The organism is Sphingobium nicotianae, from assembly GCF_018603885.1.
GTDB lineage: Bacteria > Pseudomonadota > Alphaproteobacteria > Sphingomonadales > Sphingomonadaceae > Sphingobium > Sphingobium nicotianae.
This window is the reverse complement of sequence record NZ_JAHGAW010000003.1, coordinates 201,283-215,748: the sequence shown is the minus strand read 5'-3', so window position 1 is coordinate 215,748 and position 14,466 is coordinate 201,283. Positions and strand designations below refer to the sequence as shown.

Genomic DNA, 14,466 nt, shown 5'->3' with positions numbered 1-14,466 from the left:
GATTATGGGGCTGTCCACGCCGCCTAGTCTCCGACGACCGTGCCCACCACCGCGCCGGTCGCGCCGCCGACGGCCGCGCCCTTGCCGGCGTCATGACCGGTCACGGCGGCGACCCCTGCACCGGCGGCGGCGCCGATGCCCGCGCCCTTCAATGTTGCGCAGCCGGACACCGCCAGGGCACCGGCCATCGCCAGCGGGATCAGTATCGATTTCATCGCTCGGTCCTTCCTTGAAATTCCCGCGCTGAAACGCCCGAAACGGCATGGATGTTCCCTCGGGATCAACGGACAACCGCCTCTCCAGGCTGAAACGTGGTGTCGGATCGGCGGGTCATTCACCGACTTGCAAACGCCGCGGATTCGGGGTAGTTATGTTATACTATAACAATGCGGGAGAGCGACCAATGACGGACCGGTTCCTCGATGCACGCCCCATCTCCGATCTCAACACGACGCCGTTAATCGACGTGCTGCTCGTGCTCCTCGTCATGTTCATCCTCACCATCCCGCTGCAGACCCACAAGGTCGGCATCGACCTGCCGGCATCGGCGCCGACGCGCCTCCAGCCCGATACGGTGCGCAACCGGATCACGATCGACGGCGCCAGCGTCATCCGCTGGAACGGCGCGGCGGTCAGCGAAGCGCAGCTGCGCACCTTGCTGCGGCAGAGCATGACGCTCGCCGTCGAGCCGGCGCTCGACCTGCAGCCGGAAGCGAACGCGCGCTATGTGGTGGTCGATGCGGTGATGGCGGACATCAAGCGCGCCGGCGTCACCAAGCTCGGCCTGCCGGGCAACGAGGCTTATGGCGCGTTCTGACGCGCGTCAGCGCCGGGCGCTGTTGGCCGGCTCGGCGACGGCCGCTACATTGTCAGCCGCGTCGAGCTGGTCGGCATGTCTGGAGAGACGGACGGGCGCGCTCGGCACATCACCGGCCGACCGGCCCGACCAGGGATTCATCGCCGTGCAGAAGCCGCTGCGATTGCCGCACTGGCGGACCTCGCCGGTCTGGCGGTCGACCAGCACGATGATCTGGCCATCGTCGGCCAGCTTCGCGGCGGCGGCGTCCTTCTCCTCCGGCGCGCCCTGCACTTCGTTCCAGAGCCGATCGGCGGGATAGATGCCGACGCCGGCATAGCGGCCATTGCCATCGCCCATGCCGCCGGCCTCGTTCGACGCGGTCATCTGATTGCAGCCGGCGAGCGCCAGCAGGAAGAGTGCGAGAAGCTGCGCGTGGATCTTCATCATGCCCCTTTCAAACCGACGAAGTAGAAATAGAGGATGCGGGCCGGGCTGGCAAGCGATGCTCAGGCCGGGGCGCGCTCCAGATCGGCCTCTTCATTGCCGACTTCGTTGGGCTGCCCTAGCTGGGCAGCCCCCTTTTTCGACCATGTCACGTGCGAAGTTCGGCTGCCGAATGACCGCTGACGACGCCCTGTTGCCATCGCTCGCCCTGCGTCATTTCTGTGCGACAAGAGGCTGAAAGGCGACGAAAGAGGCACTGTGTCCCCGCCACTTTCCGTTTTCTGGAGGCGCCGGCAGACGGGCGCAAGGGCTATCCGCAGCGGCATGATCTGCACCCTGCAGGACAGCGAATAGATTAGACTGGCTTCCGGTGACATAGCGGACATTTTAGCGCCGCCCCTCAGGGGAGGGGCTAATGGCTGGTATCCACGGTGGCGGACATTCAACATGGTCGGGAAACGACCGCTTTTCGGTCAATTGCCCATCATCGCTTTCTGACGGCGGCGCTGCACGGACGAGCCGAGGCCGATCGCCTCGCGATATTTGGCGACGGTGCGCCGGGCAATGTCGAAGCCCTTTTTCCGCAGCAGGTCGACGAGCGTGTCGTCGCTGAGGATCGCGTCGGGCTTCTCCTCGGCGATCAGCGCGCGGATATGGCTCTTGACCGCTTCAGCCGATGCCGCCTCGCCGCCATCGGCCGACTGGATCGCCGAGGTGAAGAAATATTTGAGCTCGAAGGTGCCGCGCGGGCAGGCGAGATATTTGTTGCTGGTGACGCGGCTGATCGTCGACTCGTGCAGGTCCACCTCCTCCGCGATCGCCTTGAGCGTCAGCGGCCGCAAATGGGTGACGCCATGCTGGAAGAAGCCTTCCTGCCGGCGGACGATCTCCTCGGTCACGCGCAGGATGGTGCGCTGCCGCTGGTCGAGGGCCTTGATCAGCCAGTTGGCGCTGGCGAGGCTGTCCGACAGCCAGGTCTTGGCGGTCTTGTCGCGCGCGCCGGCCGCGAGCTGGGCATGATAGCGGCGGTTGATCAGCAGCCGCGGCAAGGTCGCACTATTGATCTCGATCGCCCAGCCCTTGCCTTGCGGCGTCACGAACACGTCCGGCTGGACAGCCGCCGGCCGATCGCCGCCATATTGCAGGCCGGGCTTGGGATCATAGCCGCGCAACTCGCGGATCATGTCCGCCATATCTTCCTCGTCGACTCCGCAGATGCGCCGCAGATGCGCGATCTGGCCCCGCGCGAGCAGATCGAGATTGTCGATCAGCGTCGCCATCGCCGGATCGTAGCGATCCGCCTCGCGCGCCTGGATGGCGATGCATTCCGAGAGGCTGCGCGCACCGACACCGGAGGGGTCGAAGGTCTGGACGATGGCCAGCACCTTTTCGACTTCGGCCAGCGGCACACCCAATCGATAGGCGGTTTCGAGCAGGTTGGCCTCAAGATAGCCGGCATCGTCGATCTGGCCGATGAGTTGGCCCGCAATCATGTGGTCGGTGCCGGAAAAAACGGCGCCGGCCTGTTGCAGCAGATGCTCGTAAAGCCCGATCTCGGGCGCGGCGAAGCTGTCGAAGTCGGGCCCGTCCTCCGAGCCGCCGCTCGACTGCACCCCCGCGTTCATCAGATCGCTGCCCGAACCGCGCTGGCCCTGGCCCGCATCGGCCGGGCTGTCGTCGATGAAGGTCTCGGCCGAATAATCGACATCGAGCGGCGCGTCCGCCGCCCCCGCGCCGCGCTCGATCAAGGTGTCCGCACCGGCATCCGGCCCCCGGCTCGGCTCGGCGCCTTCGATGGGTTCCGGCTGTTCCGGCGTCGCCCGCGCGACGAGATCGCCGGCTTCGAGCAACGGATTGCGCTCGAGCTCGCTGCCGATGAAGGCTTCAAGCTCCAGGTTCGAGAGCGCCAGCAGCTTGATCGCCTGCTGGAGCTGCGGCGTCATCACTAGCGACTGGCTCTGCCGCAGGTCGAGGCGAGGCGCGAGCGCCATGGCCGATGGCCTCCTTCAGCCCGCCGTCGTCACAGCGAGAAACTCTCGCCGAGATAGAGCCGCCGTACCTCGGCATTGGCGACCAGTTCGTCCGGATTGCCGGCGAACAGCACCTTGCCGTCATAGATGATGCACGCGCGATCGACGATCTCCAGCGTCTCGCGGACGTTATGGTCGGTGATGAGCACGCCGATGCCGCGATTCTTGAGATCCTTCACCAGATCGCGAATGTCGGCGATGGAGAGCGGATCGATGCCGGCAAAGGGCTCGTCGAGCAGCACGATGGAGGGATTGGCCGCCAGGGCGCGGGCGATCTCGGCGCGGCGGCGCTCGCCGCCCGAGAGCGCCATGGCCGAGCTGGCGCGCAGCCGGGCAAGGCCGAAATCGGCGAGCAGGGTCTCCAGCTTCTCGGCGCGCGCGGCCTTGTCCGGCTCGGCCAGCTCCAGCACGGAAAGGATGTTCTGCTCGACGGTCATGCCCCGGAAAATGGAGGTTTCCTGTGGCAGGTAGCCGAGGCCCAGGATCGCGCGGCGATACATGGGAAGACCGGTAATATCGAGGCCTTCGAGCAGGATGCGGCCGGAGTCGGGCTTTACCAACCCCATGATCGAATAGAAGCAGGTCGTTTTGCCCGCGCCGTTGGGGCCGAGCAGGCCGACAACCTCGCCATGACCGACCTCCAGGCTGACATCGGCCAGCACGGTGCGCTTGTCATAACTTTTGGCGATCGAGATGACCTGGAGCCGATGCTCACCCGCTTCCGGACCAGAGCCATTCGGGCGGGCTGCCACTGCAAGATCATTCATGTACGCGTCCTCATCGCCATGCTTGCGCCATATGCCCCAAAATGCGTTGCTGGCACGTTACGAAGCGCGCTGCAATCTCGGTCTGGCAGGAAATTTGCATGGCGAGCCGCATTGCACTGTCGGAAAAAAGTTTCGGGCGGGCGCCCCCGCCGTCGTCGTCAGTTGGGACGCTGGCGGACCTTGAACGTGCCCGAGACGCGGCCATTGGACGACGTGCTGGTGCCTGATGGTCCGCTGGCGGCAGACCCGTCTACGGTCGAGCGTCCAGTGGCAAGATCGATGACAAGGCGCGAGCCGGCAAGCCGGTTGGCGCCCTGGCTCAACTGCACGCCACCGAGCAGAGTGATAAGCCTGCGGTTGAGATCGTAAATCGCGACCGAGCCGCTCGCCCGCTCGTCGCCGCGCGTCACCACCACGCCGCCCGAAGCGTCGAGCCGGTCGATCTCGATGCCCTTGGCATCATGATAGGCGACGGTCAGTCGTTGCGCCGTCAGGGTGAGGCCAGCCTGGGTGACCTGTACATTGCCGGAGACGACGACGCGATCGGCGCGATCCTGCACTTCGATGCGGTCGGCCGAAAAATCGACCGGCGCGCTGGTATTGTGCCCCTTGAGCACCTGCGCGTTCGCGGTGCCCAGCAGGACGAGGCCGGCGCCGGCGGCGAGAAGGGGCAGCGATCTGCGCAGCATCACGGCCCTTTGCGTCCAAATTGTTCGATGCGCAAGCGGGCGTTGCCCTCCAGCGTGACCGTGCGCCCTTCCAGATCGGCATTCAGATGGTCGGCGCGGAACGTGCCGGTCGGCATGCGCCCTTCGACGCTGCCCCGGCTATGCAGCTTGCGCTGCTCGAGCTGAATGTCGACGTCGCGCGTGGTCAGTCGATAGCCGTCAGCGCTCTGAAACTGAATCGGGCCGACGATACCCACGGTTTCCTTATCGAGATTGTAGTTGCCCCGCTGGGCCGTGACGACGGCGCCGCCATTTTCCATCTGCAGACGCGCTTCGAGCTCGTTCAGTTCCACGATTGGATCGCGCGAGCTGCGCTGGAGCGCCGAGCCGGCGCGCAGCGAAAATGGGCGGCCGCGCGAATCCTCGCCGCGGTAGAGCGCTTCCACGACTTTCAGCCGCTCGCTCGCCATATCGACCTTGTTCTTGTCGAGTACGAAGCTGACTTCGGTCTCATGTGTGAAGGGCGCTGCCAACAGCAGCACGCCAAGGGCGAGCGCCACCACCGGCAGACTGCGTTTGAGCAGGGTGACGAGACGATCATGGCCGCCGCCCGGCGCGGCCCAGTGCTGCCGCTTGCTGCGCTGAGCCGTCGCTTGCGCGGAGAGCTGCAGCTCGTCACCGGTCAGGATATTTCCGCTAGGCATGGGCGAAGATGTCGATCTCCGGCCAGCCGGCAAGATCGAGCAGAGCACGATGCGGCAGAAAATCGAAACAGGCCTGAGCGAGCGCCATGCGCCCTTCGCGCTCCAGCCGCACGTCGAGTTCGGCCTTGAGCGCGTGCAGATAGCGTACGTCGGATGCGGCATAATCGCGCTGGGCATCGCTCAACACCGGGCCGCCCCAGTCCGAACTCTGCTGCTGCTTGCTGATGTCGAAGCCGAGCAGCTCGCGCACGATCTCCTTGAGGCCGTGCCGGTCCGTATAGGTGCGGACCAGGCGTGACGCGATCTTGGTGCAATAGACCGGCGCGGCCAGCACCCCCAGATAATGCTGGAGGGCGGCGATATCGAAGCGGCCGAAATGAAAGAGCTTGATCCGGTTCGGATCGGCGACGATCGCGCGCAGGTTGGGCGCGGCGTAGCTGCTGCCCGGCTGGAAGCGGACGAGATGCTCGTCGCCCTTGCCATCGCTGATCTGCACAAGGCAGAGACGATCGCGCGGTGTGATCAGACCCATGGTTTCGGTATCGATTGCGACCGGGCCATCGGCGAGCACGCCAGCGGGCAGGTCTTCTTCATGAAGATATACGCTCATGCCCGCTTCCTTAGACAGTTGTTGCCCACAGGGAAACCTTCCTGACAAAGACACCAAACGTCCGAATCGCGTGAAGAGATCTTCCCTGAATCGCGGAATTTCGAGACTTGCGACAATGAAACGCTGACGCACGGTGAGTCGCACCAAAATCATTCGCGCTTGTGGATAAATAGCGTTATAGCGAAACTTGGCTGAGTTTGGCTCCGGCCGAGTCCCTGTGCAGGTCGTCCAGCATAGGCGAGGATCATTGGTGGACGAGCGAAAGTGACTAACAGGGCATGAGTTTCGACAGAGGACGCCGCGGGCGCGGCAAGGACAAGCGGGACGGCTTCGGGGAACCGAGTTTTGACGGCGGATATGGTAGCGATCGTGGCGGCTTCGGCGGCGGTGATCGTTTCGGCGGTGGCGGTGGCTATGGTGGTGACCGCGGCGGCTTTGGCGGCGGCGGTTTTGGTGATCGCGGCGGCGGTGGCGGCGGCGGTTTCCGCAGCGGCGGTGGCGGCGGTGGTTTCCGCGGCGGCGGCGGCGGCGGCGGTGGTGGTGGCGGTGCCCGTGGCGGCATGCCGGCCCAGGTCGTCGGCGAAGGGTCTGGTGTCGTCAAATTCTTCAATGGCCAGAAGGGCTTCGGCTTCATCGTCCGTGACGATGGCGGCGAGGACGTGTTCGTGCACATCAGCGCTGTCGAGCAGGCGGGCCTGACCGGTCTGGCCGAGGGTCAGCAGCTCAAGTTCACGCTCGTCGATCGCGGCGGCAAGATCTCGGCGACCGAGCTGCAGATCGAGGGTGAGCCCCTGCCGGTTCCGGAGCGCGAAGATCGCGGTGATCGTGGCGGCCCGGGCGGCGGTGGTGATCGTGGCCCGCAACGTCAGCTCACCGGCGAGCGCGCAAGCGGCACGGTCAAGTTCTTCAACGCCATGAAGGGCTTCGGCTTCATCCAGCGCGACGATGGTCAGCCCGATGCCTTCGTGCACATCAGCGCCGTCGAGCGCGCGGGCATGAGCTCGCTGCAGGAAGGCGACCGGCTGGACTTCGAGCTCGAGGTCGATCGTCGCGGCAAATATGCCGCCGTCAATCTGAACAGCAAGGCCGACTGATTCGGTCGATTCGATTGGATCGTCCCAAGAAAAACGGGCCGGGAGCGATGCTTCCGGCCCGTTTTTCGTTTCCGTCTGATCGCCTTACGCCCCGCGGCCAGCCTCGAACAGGAACCAGGCGCGCCGCTCGGCAGCATCCGTCCAGTCGTCGATCAGGCTGTCAGTGGCATTGTCGCCCGCCGCGCCGGCCACTTCTTTGGCGGCGCGCAGCGCCTGGACAAAAGCGAGGTTGTCTGCGCGCAATTCCGCCAGCATGTCGGCCGGCGTCACGAAATCCTGGTCATTATCCTTGACGCTCTGCCGCTTGGCGATGTCGCCGATGGAACGCAGGGTGGTATTGCCCGTCTTGCGCACGCGCTCGGCGATGAGGTCGGTCGTCGCAAAGATCTCCGCCGCCTGCTCGTCGAACATCAGATGATAGTCGCGGAAATGTGGACCTGATACGTGCCAGTGGAAATTCTTGGTCTTGAGGTAGAGCGCGAAGCTGTCGGCAAGCAGGCCATTGAGCGCGTCCGCCACGGCCGCGACGGCATTCGCCTTGAGATCTGTCGGTGTCTTGAGCGCATTGTTGGTCATCATCGCCTCCGTCTGGATGCCGAGTTCGGCTGGTTTTACGCAATACGCGCAATATGCCATGCTGGATCCGGCCCGACGAACCAATCCCTTCGCATAGATTGATCGACTGCGCCGATCGTCCGGTCAGACCAGTCCCAGCGCACCCAGGGCGCAGCCGAGACCTGCCAGCAACAGCAGGCCGCCGAGCAACGGGCGGATGACACACAGCGGCAGCGCCTTCTCGTAAGCGTGCCCGGCGAGCAGGAGCGGCAGCAGTGCGGCGAGGCCGCCAAGCGATCCACCGAGCGCCGTCGCCCAGCCATTGCCGGTGAGCGCCACGATGCCGACGAGCAGGAAGGAGGAGCCATTGCCGAGCCGATGGGCCAGGAGCTGGATGATGAGGGACGTTCTGCCGGCCGGCGCCGATGCCTTGGCCGGGCTCGGAGGCAGCAGCAGGCCGGAGGCACCGAGCCCGAGCGCGATGGCGAAGAACAGGAGGCCTGCCGGTCCCTTCAGGAAGGATGCGATGCTAAGGCCGAGCAGGACCGCGATGACGGCGCTTGCAACGATCACCAGCGTGACTGGGACCAGTTGGCGGGGACCGAGTTCGCGTGCGAGGCGCTGCGAGCGATCACCCTGATCGAGCGCGAGCCCGAGCAGCAGGGCGAGCAGCAGGGCGTCCATGACGCGCCGCGTTCAGCGGCAGCCGCGCAGCGCCGCGGCAGCGAGGAACACGCGTGCCGAATCGGGCGTCGCGTCGCCCTGTGCGGCTTCGAGCATTAGCGAGAAATAGGTGAGCGCCACTTGGCGATGGCCGTTATAGGCGACGACGGACTCAAGGAGGCTCGCAAGCCCTTCCACTGCCTCGAAGCCGTTGTGCCGCGCGAAGCCGCGCAGATCGTCGAGCTGGTCACACAGGCTGGCGAGCGAGAGGGTGGCGCAACTGCCCTGCAGTGCCTCGATTCGGCTTAGTAGCTGGCTCTGGATTACCAATGCCGCATCATGTCGCATGCATCCCTCCCCCCAAAGCGATGGCCAACCCTCTGGCCTTGTTCCGTGGCAGCCGTATGTGGCTTCCCCATGACGCTTCGCATCCTGCACGATCAGGGTTAACACCCCGTTGCCCTTGGCGAGCGCATCCGACCCATCCCGTTGCAAGACGGAGCGGAACGGCCGCAAGCTTGACAAAGCCTTGCGATTCCCGCATTGGCCGCCGCCGAACCGGACGTTGCGCGCAAGGCGGCGTCCATATTTCGATGAGCTTCAGCGTCTTCCCCTGTCTCGCGCAGGCTGGCGCGCTTTTTGTTGAGGAACCGGGCCATGGCGAAGCCAGCCACAGTGAAGATCAAGCTGGTCAGCTCGGCTGACACGGGTTTTTTCTACGTGACGAAGAAGAATCCGCGCAACACGACCGAGAAGATGAGCTTCCGGAAGTATGATCCCGTCGCGCGCAAGCACGTCGAGTTCAAGGAAGCCAAGATCAAGTAAGCCGCTGTGCCGGGCGTCCGATCGGCCGCCCGAGCAATCTGCGACTCGACGGGAAGGGCCTGGGTCGAAAGATCCGGGCCTTGGTTCGTTTGCGCTCGGCCGTTTTCAAGCGGGCTGACTGATCAGCCCGTTCACGACATCCATGAAGCGCAGCACCGAGATCGGCTTGGAGACATAGGCGCTGGCGCCCGCCGCGCGGATGCGCTCCTCATCGCCCAGACCCGCATAGGCCGTCACCGCCATGATGGGGACAGTGGCGAGAACCGGGTCGGCGCGGAACGAGGCGATGAGATCGAGCCCGGTCACGTGCGGCAGCTGGATATCGGTGATGATGAGATCGGGAAGGAACTCGTTGGCGCGACCGAACGCATCGCGCCCGTCGCGTACCGCGGCCGTCTCATGGCCATGGGCACGGAGCAGGTCGCAAAAGAGCTTCAGGTTGAGCTCATTATCCTCGACAACCAGGACGCGTTTTGACACGAATTCTCCCACACCAACGGACGTGCCGTTCATTGGCAATGATGCCGAAAGCAAACCAGCCAGATGCGCCACCCCTATCCGAACAGCGATGCCGACGAAAGCATGGCACTGCTCCTTATCGGATGGATCGTGGCGGATCTCGCACGTGCGGAACGAATGCTGGCGCTCACCGGTCTCACGCCAGACGATCTGCGCGCGGGCCTGGGCAATCGCGTGACCCTGTGTGCGCTTATGGACTTCGTGATCAACCATGAGCCAGATCTGATCGCCTGCGCGGAGGCGCTGGAGGTGAGGCCCGCAGACATCATCGCGGTGCGCGGGCGGATAGGCCGGTGACCCGCCCGCTCATCATCAGCGATTGCGACGAAGTGCTGATGCACATGGTCGTGCCGTTTCGCGGCTGGCTCGAAGAGTTGCACGGCATCCATTTCGACTTCACGCAAGGCTTCGAGCGGGCGCTGCAACACAAGGACAGCGGTGATCCGGTCGAACGCGCGCAGATCTGGGCTCTGCTGTCGGCCTTCTTCGAAACCGAGATGCACCGCCAGACGCCGATCGCGGGGGCGGTCGAGGCGACGGCGCGGCTGGCGAAGCGCGCTGACATCGTGATCGTCACCAACATCGCCGAGACGCTCGGCCAGGCGCGGGCGGACCAGATCCACGCCCACGGCCTGCCCTACCAGGTGATCGGCAATGGCCGGGGTAGCGCGAAGGGGCCGACCGTCGCCCGACTGATCGCGGAAAGACGGCCATCGCTTGCCTTCTTCCTGGACGATCTCGCCAGCAACCACGTGTCCGTCGCCAGGGATGCGCCGCAGGTGTGGCGGCTGCATATGGTCGGCGAGCCGGAAATGGCGCCGCACGTCGAGACCGCGAGGGACGCCCATGCCCGGATCGACGACTGGGCGCGCACGGAGGCGTGGATCACCGCGCGGCTGGATGAGCATGACGAGGTGATTGCCGCAATTTAGCGCGAACCAGCGCGGGATTGAGGCAGGGTTGTCAGCATCGCGAGGGCATGAGCGGGTCGGCGAGACCGGCTCCCGACAGGAGGGGTGCGGTGGCAGGGCGCACGCCGGCCTGTTTGCCGGCTTGCGGATCGGCGCGCCTCGGCCTTGGCAAGATATCGGACCGGATGGCAGGCTCGGCACACGCCCCTGCGGCCCCGCGCCTTTGCCGTCCGGCCGCGACGCCGCTTGACCTTCCTTGCGGCTCATGCTGTGGCTCGCGGCATGAGCCGGATCGAACTTCATCTCGCCGCCGAGGGCATTGCCCTGCCCGCGCCCGCTGCCCCCGTGGCGGCCTATGTGCCGACCGTGCTGGCGGGCAATCTGCTCCATATCTCCGGGCAGTTGCCGTTCGGGCCTGACGGCGTCCTCATGACCGGCAAGATCGGCAGCGATCATGATCTCGCCTGGGGCCAGGCGGCGGCGGAGCGCTGCGCGCTGATGCTGGTCGCGCAGATGAAGGGCGCGCTGGGCGACCTCGACCGGGTCGAGCGAATCGTCAAGCTTGGTGCCTTCATTGCCAGCACCGCCGATTTCACGGACCAGCCCAAGGTCGCCAATGGTGCCTCCGAGATGATGGTGCGCATCTTCGGCGAGGCCGGGCGTCACGCCCGCAGTGCTGTGAGTGTGCCGGTGTTGCCGCTCGATGCGTCGGTCGAGATCGACGCGATCGTCCTCGTCCGCCCCTGATCATGCGGGCGTCCGCGCCGCGCGATTTCCTGACAGACCGGCCCTTCGCGCATCGCGGCCTGCACAAGGGGGGCGTGCCGGAGAACAGCCTCGCCGCCGTGCGCGATGCGATCGCGGCGGGCTATGGTGTCGAATGCGATGTGCGCCTGAGCCGCGATGGCATCGCCTATGTGTTTCACGACCGGCGGACCGACCGGCTGACTGGGCGTCGCGGGCGATTCGCCGGGCTGGCGGCTGACATGCGCCAGGCCCTGCGTCTGATGGGAAGCGAGGAAGCGGTGCCAAGCCTCTCAGCGTTGCTGGCGCTGACCGGCACGCAGACGCCCCTGCTTATCGAACTCAAGTCGGACGACGGCCCGCACGGTTGCGCGCGGCTCTGCGCCGCCGTGGCACGGGACTTGAGCGCTCATCGCGGCGCGCTGGCCGCCGTGATGAGCTTCGACCCTCTGATGTGCCACTGGTTCGCCCGGCACCGGCCCGATGTCGCGCGCGGCCTCGTCATCGGTCGGCGGCATCGCACCGGGATCACCGCGCGGCGTGATCTTGCTCTGGCAATCGCGCGCGCCATGCCCCATTTCATCGCCTGTGACGTGCGCGACCTTCCCAAAGCCCGTGCGATTCCCCGGCGGCGCCGCCTGCCGTTGCTGTGCTGGACCGTGCGTAGCGCGCGGGACCGGTTGCGGGCGCATGACGCCGACCAGATCATCTTCGAGATGGCTTCCTGAATGAGCGAGGCGATGACGGTCCGGTTGTGCGATTCGGTCGCCGCGCTCGACAGGGCAGAGTGGGACGCCTGCGCGGGGTCGGACAATCCCTTCGTCTGTCATGACTTTCTCGCCATCCTGGAAGAATCGGGCAGCGTTGGCCCCGGCACCGGCTGGTCGCCCGCGCCGATCACGGTCACGGACGCATCCGGCACGATGCTGGCGGCGGCGCCCGGCTATCTCAAGAGCCACAGCCAGGGCGAATATGTCTTCGATCATGGCTGGGCCGATGCCTGGGAACGAGCGGGCGGCGATTATTATCCGAAGCTGCAGATCGCTTCACCCTTCTCGCCGGTACCGGGGCCGCGACTGCTGCTGCGCGATCCTGCCGCCGGGCCGACGCTGATCGCGGGCATCGAGGCGGTGACGGATCAGAATAATCTGTCCTCTGCCCACGCGACCTTCATCACGCCCGAGCAGTGCGAGACTTTTCGCGCGGCCGACTGGCTGATTCGCCAGGGTAACCAGTTTCACTGGGCCAATGAGGGCTATGGCAGCTTCGACGATTTCCTCGGCGTCATGTCGAGCCGGCATCGCAAGGATGTCCGCAAGGAGCGCGCCAGGGCACAGGCGGGGCTGGAGATCGTCCATCTGACCGGCAGCGACCTCACCGATGCGCATTGGAATGCTTTCTGGCATTTCTATCAGGATACGGGCAGCCGCAAATGGGGCCGGCCTTATCTCACGCGGCGCTTCTTCTCCCTGCTGTCCGAGCACATGGCCGACAAGGTGCTGCTGATGCTGGCGCTGCGAGATGGGCGGCCGATCGCAGGCGCGCTCAATCTGATCGGCGGTGACGCGCTTTACGGGCGTTATTGGGGTTGCATCGAGGAGGTGCCGTTCCTCCATTTCGAGCTGTGCTATTATCAGGCGATCGATGCCGCTATCACGCGCGGGCTGGCGCGGGTCGAGGCCGGGGCGCAGGGAGAACACAAGCTCTCGCGGGGTTATCGTCCGGTGGCGACCTACTCGGCGCATTACATCCCCAACCCGAGCTTCCGCCGCGCGGTCGCCGACTATGTCGAGCGCGAGGCACTGGCGCTGGCCAGCGACCGCGAATGGCTCGACGAGCGCACACCATTCCGCAGGAGCGAATGAAGGCGGGATTTCTGCCCCAAAATGGAACAAATGTCCGGTTTCGCTCCGGTTCCGCTCGGTTCAGCCAGCGGTGCTCTTTCTGCCGCGCCGGAATGCGCTATGCTCCTCCACGGTCAAAAACGCCTTCATAATGGAGACGGTCATGAGCGTGGGGAAAATCACGGCGCTTGCCGTGTGCGTGAGCTTTTGTGCTATGTCGCAGGGGGCTCATGCCGCCGTCATCATCGAAACGCTGGCGGCGCCCTCGCCGACATTGAGCGCAGTTTATACAGGCATCACCGGCAATACGCATCGGGCCGGCGAAACCCGGCTGTTCATGACGCGCAAGAATGGGCTGATCACGGCCTATGACATCGACACCAGCACTTATTCGACTTTCCAGAATCTGAGTGCGCGGATCGTCGGCAACTCCTCCAACGAACTGGGGCTGCTCGGCCTCGCCTTCGATCCCGGCTATGCCAGCAACGGCCAATATTATGTTTATCTGACCGGCCGAACGAGCCCAAGCGACCCGGTTCAAGCACAGGTAATTCGCTTTACCGATCCGCTGATCGCCTCGGCGCCGGAGCAGACGGTCTGGACGATGGATCTGGACGGCGCGACCCATCATGTCGGTGGCTGGATCGACTTTGACGCGACGGGCAGGCTGCTGATCTCCATCGGCGACGGCGGCAATGGCGTGACGCCGGACAGCCGAGGCACCGGGCAGAATCCGGTGGACTGGTTCGGCTCGATCCTGCGCATCGATCCGCACGGCGATGACTTTGCCGATCCGACCGAGAATTACGCGATTCCGGCAGATAATCCCGCCATCGCCGGTGGGGCCGCCGAAGTTTTCGCTTATGGTCTGCGCAATCCCTTTCGCAATTCGGTCGCGCCCGACGGAAACCTCATCGTCGCCGATGTCGGTGAGAATATGCGCGAGGAACTGACGATTGTCGAAACGGGCAGCGCTGCCCGCAATCTCGGCTGGGCACTGCGCGAGGGGGATATTCCCGGTCCGGCCCCTGCGGGCGGCGTGGCGCCAGTGGATTATCAGGCGCCGGACCTCGTCTATGATCATAGCGAGGGCGCGGCGATCATCGGCGGATTCGTCTATCGTGGCAGCGCGGTGCCGGAACTGTTCGGCAAATATGTGTTCGGGGATCAGGTCTCGGGCAATATCTGGGCGATTGGCTATGCCAACGGCGCCTTCGTCGGCAGCAAGTCGCTGCTCGGCAACCTGCCTTCCCTGGTCGGCTTCGGAGAGACGGTGGACGGCGAGATCG

The 14,466-nt window shown here is 65.1% G+C and carries 19 protein-coding genes and 1 pseudogene; 9 read left to right on the top strand and 11 right to left on the bottom strand.

From position 1 onward, the window contains the following. Positions 1–23: 23 nt before the first annotated feature. The gene (locus tag KK488_RS05560; protein WP_214622149.1) at positions 24–215 is read right to left on the bottom strand and encodes a YMGG-like glycine zipper-containing protein; all 192 of its coding nucleotides are present in this window, start codon (positions 213–215) and stop codon (positions 24–26) included. Between the two features lie 188 nt (positions 216–403). Between KK488_RS05560 and KK488_RS05555 the strand changes: the two genes are divergently transcribed. Further along, complete coding sequence (locus tag KK488_RS05555; protein ID WP_214622148.1) at positions 404–817, top strand: ExbD/TolR family protein; 414 nt, start codon at positions 404–406, stop codon at positions 815–817. A 6-nt stretch (positions 818–823) separates the two neighbouring features. Here the strand turns inward: KK488_RS05555 and KK488_RS05550 are convergent, their stop codons facing one another. From KK488_RS05550 to KK488_RS05525, 6 genes are all read right to left on the bottom strand, one after another. Continuing rightward, positions 824–1,246 (bottom strand): hypothetical protein, encoded by a 423-nt coding sequence (locus KK488_RS05550; RefSeq protein ID WP_214622147.1) that lies wholly within the window; start codon positions 1,244–1,246, stop codon positions 824–826. A gap of 470 nt (positions 1,247–1,716) precedes the next feature. Next, complete coding sequence (gene rpoN / locus KK488_RS05545) at positions 1,717–3,234, bottom strand: RNA polymerase factor sigma-54 (protein ID WP_214622146.1); 1,518 nt, start codon at positions 3,232–3,234, stop codon at positions 1,717–1,719. Positions 3,235–3,263: 29 nt separating this feature from the next. Next, positions 3,264–4,040 (bottom strand): LPS export ABC transporter ATP-binding protein, encoded by a 777-nt coding sequence (lptB, locus tag KK488_RS05540; protein ID WP_214622145.1) that lies wholly within the window; start codon positions 4,038–4,040, stop codon positions 3,264–3,266. Positions 4,041–4,198: 158 nt separating this feature from the next. Beyond that, entirely contained in the window at positions 4,199–4,726 is a 528-nt protein-coding gene (locus KK488_RS05535; protein ID WP_214622305.1) for an LptA/OstA family protein, read from the bottom strand. A gap of 2 nt (positions 4,727–4,728) precedes the next feature. Then, positions 4,729–5,412, bottom strand: coding sequence for an LPS export ABC transporter periplasmic protein LptC (gene lptC, locus KK488_RS05530; RefSeq protein ID WP_214622144.1), 684 nt, complete (start codon positions 5,410–5,412; stop codon positions 4,729–4,731). Beyond that, complete coding sequence (locus KK488_RS05525) at positions 5,405–6,022, bottom strand: ribonuclease D (protein WP_214622143.1); 618 nt, start codon at positions 6,020–6,022, stop codon at positions 5,405–5,407. Before KK488_RS05525 ends, lptC begins: the two co-directional genes overlap by 8 nt. Positions 6,023–6,300: 278 nt before the next feature. Between KK488_RS05525 and KK488_RS21565 the strand changes: the two genes are divergently transcribed. Continuing rightward, entirely contained in the window at positions 6,301–7,116 is an 816-nt protein-coding gene (locus KK488_RS21565; protein ID WP_214622142.1) for a cold-shock protein, read from the top strand. A gap of 84 nt (positions 7,117–7,200) precedes the next feature. Here KK488_RS21565 and KK488_RS05515 read toward each other — a convergent pair whose 3' ends face one another. The 3 genes from KK488_RS05515 to KK488_RS05505 all read right to left on the bottom strand — a co-directional run bounded on the left by KK488_RS05515 (position 7,201) and on the right by KK488_RS05505 (position 8,682). Next, complete coding sequence (locus KK488_RS05515; RefSeq protein ID WP_214622304.1) at positions 7,201–7,692, bottom strand: Dps family protein; 492 nt, start codon at positions 7,690–7,692, stop codon at positions 7,201–7,203. Positions 7,693–7,815: 123 nt separating this feature from the next. After that, on the bottom strand, positions 7,816–8,355 hold the full coding sequence (locus KK488_RS05510) for a hypothetical protein (RefSeq protein ID WP_214622141.1): 540 nt from the start codon (positions 8,353–8,355) through the stop codon (positions 7,816–7,818). Between the two features lie 12 nt (positions 8,356–8,367). After that, entirely contained in the window at positions 8,368–8,682 is a 315-nt protein-coding gene (locus KK488_RS05505; protein ID WP_214622140.1) for a hypothetical protein, read from the bottom strand. 309 nt (positions 8,683–8,991) lie between these two features. Between KK488_RS05505 and rpmG the strand changes: the two genes are divergently transcribed. Continuing rightward, positions 8,992–9,159, top strand: coding sequence for a 50S ribosomal protein L33 (gene rpmG, locus KK488_RS05500; protein ID WP_214622139.1), 168 nt, complete (start codon positions 8,992–8,994; stop codon positions 9,157–9,159). A 105-nt stretch (positions 9,160–9,264) separates the two neighbouring features. On the opposite strand, the gene KK488_RS05495 is transcribed toward rpmG, so the two are convergent. Continuing rightward, positions 9,265–9,639, bottom strand: a complete 375-nt coding sequence (locus KK488_RS05495; RefSeq protein WP_214622138.1) for a response regulator — start codon at positions 9,637–9,639, stop codon at positions 9,265–9,267. A gap of 63 nt (positions 9,640–9,702) precedes the next feature. On the opposite strand from KK488_RS05495, the gene KK488_RS05490 reads away from it, so the two are divergent. The 6 genes and pseudogenes from KK488_RS05490 to KK488_RS21275 all read left to right on the top strand — a co-directional run. Continuing rightward, a complete protein-coding gene (locus tag KK488_RS05490; protein WP_214622137.1) occupies positions 9,703–9,975 on the top strand; it encodes a DUF3572 family protein in 273 nt (90 codons plus the stop codon). Continuing rightward, positions 9,972–10,610 carry an HAD family hydrolase gene (locus KK488_RS05485; protein ID WP_214622136.1) on the top strand — a complete coding sequence of 213 codons (639 nt, stop codon included), beginning with the start codon at positions 9,972–9,974 and terminating at the stop codon, positions 10,608–10,610. Before KK488_RS05490 ends, KK488_RS05485 begins: the two co-directional genes overlap by 4 nt. A gap of 261 nt (positions 10,611–10,871) precedes the next feature. Further along, positions 10,872–11,336, top strand: coding sequence for a RidA family protein (locus KK488_RS05480; protein ID WP_214622135.1), 465 nt, complete (start codon positions 10,872–10,874; stop codon positions 11,334–11,336). Between the two features lie 2 nt (positions 11,337–11,338). Beyond that, positions 11,339–12,061: a glycerophosphodiester phosphodiesterase family protein gene (locus KK488_RS05475; protein WP_214622134.1), complete on the top strand. Its 723-nt coding sequence runs from the start codon at positions 11,339–11,341 to the stop codon at positions 12,059–12,061. Further along, positions 12,062–13,198, top strand: a complete 1,137-nt coding sequence (locus tag KK488_RS05470; RefSeq protein ID WP_214622133.1) for a GNAT family N-acetyltransferase — start codon at positions 12,062–12,064, stop codon at positions 13,196–13,198. Next, positions 13,119–14,402: pseudogene (locus tag KK488_RS21275) on the top strand (PQQ-dependent sugar dehydrogenase); the annotation flags it as partial. The gene KK488_RS05470 and the pseudogene KK488_RS21275, both read left to right, overlap by 80 nt. Positions 14,403–14,466 lie beyond the last annotated feature (64 nt).

Bases quoted from the DNA above. Each gene is read 5' to 3' on its own strand.
- KK488_RS05510 (WP_214622141.1), bottom strand. From the start codon at position 8,355: ATGGACGCCCTGCTGCTCGCCCTGCTGCTCGGGCTCGCGCTCGATCAG.
- KK488_RS05560 (WP_214622149.1), bottom strand. From the start codon at position 215: ATGAAATCGATACTGATCCCGCTGGCGATGGCCGGTGCCCTGGCGGTG.
- KK488_RS05475 (WP_214622134.1), top strand. From the start codon at position 11,339: ATGCGGGCGTCCGCGCCGCGCGATTTCCTGACAGACCGGCCCTTCGCG.
- lptC (WP_214622144.1), bottom strand. From the start codon at position 5,412: ATGCCTAGCGGAAATATCCTGACCGGTGACGAGCTGCAGCTCTCCGCG.
- KK488_RS21565 (WP_214622142.1), top strand. From the start codon at position 6,301: ATGAGTTTCGACAGAGGACGCCGCGGGCGCGGCAAGGACAAGCGGGAC.
- KK488_RS05480 (WP_214622135.1), top strand. From the start codon at position 10,872: ATGAGCCGGATCGAACTTCATCTCGCCGCCGAGGGCATTGCCCTGCCC.
- KK488_RS05490 (WP_214622137.1), top strand. From the start codon at position 9,703: ATGCGCCACCCCTATCCGAACAGCGATGCCGACGAAAGCATGGCACTG.
- lptB (WP_214622145.1), bottom strand. From the start codon at position 4,040: ATGAATGATCTTGCAGTGGCAGCCCGCCCGAATGGCTCTGGTCCGGAA.
- rpmG (WP_214622139.1), top strand. From the start codon at position 8,992: ATGGCGAAGCCAGCCACAGTGAAGATCAAGCTGGTCAGCTCGGCTGAC.
- KK488_RS05470 (WP_214622133.1), top strand. From the start codon at position 12,062: ATGAGCGAGGCGATGACGGTCCGGTTGTGCGATTCGGTCGCCGCGCTC.
- KK488_RS05555 (WP_214622148.1), top strand. From the start codon at position 404: ATGACGGACCGGTTCCTCGATGCACGCCCCATCTCCGATCTCAACACG.
- KK488_RS05515 (WP_214622304.1), bottom strand. From the start codon at position 7,692: ATGACCAACAATGCGCTCAAGACACCGACAGATCTCAAGGCGAATGCC.
- KK488_RS05550 (WP_214622147.1), bottom strand. From the start codon at position 1,246: ATGATGAAGATCCACGCGCAGCTTCTCGCACTCTTCCTGCTGGCGCTC.
- KK488_RS05505 (WP_214622140.1), bottom strand. From the start codon at position 8,682: ATGCGACATGATGCGGCATTGGTAATCCAGAGCCAGCTACTAAGCCGA.
- KK488_RS05525 (WP_214622143.1), bottom strand. From the start codon at position 6,022: ATGAGCGTATATCTTCATGAAGAAGACCTGCCCGCTGGCGTGCTCGCC.
- rpoN (WP_214622146.1), bottom strand. From the start codon at position 3,234: ATGGCGCTCGCGCCTCGCCTCGACCTGCGGCAGAGCCAGTCGCTAGTG.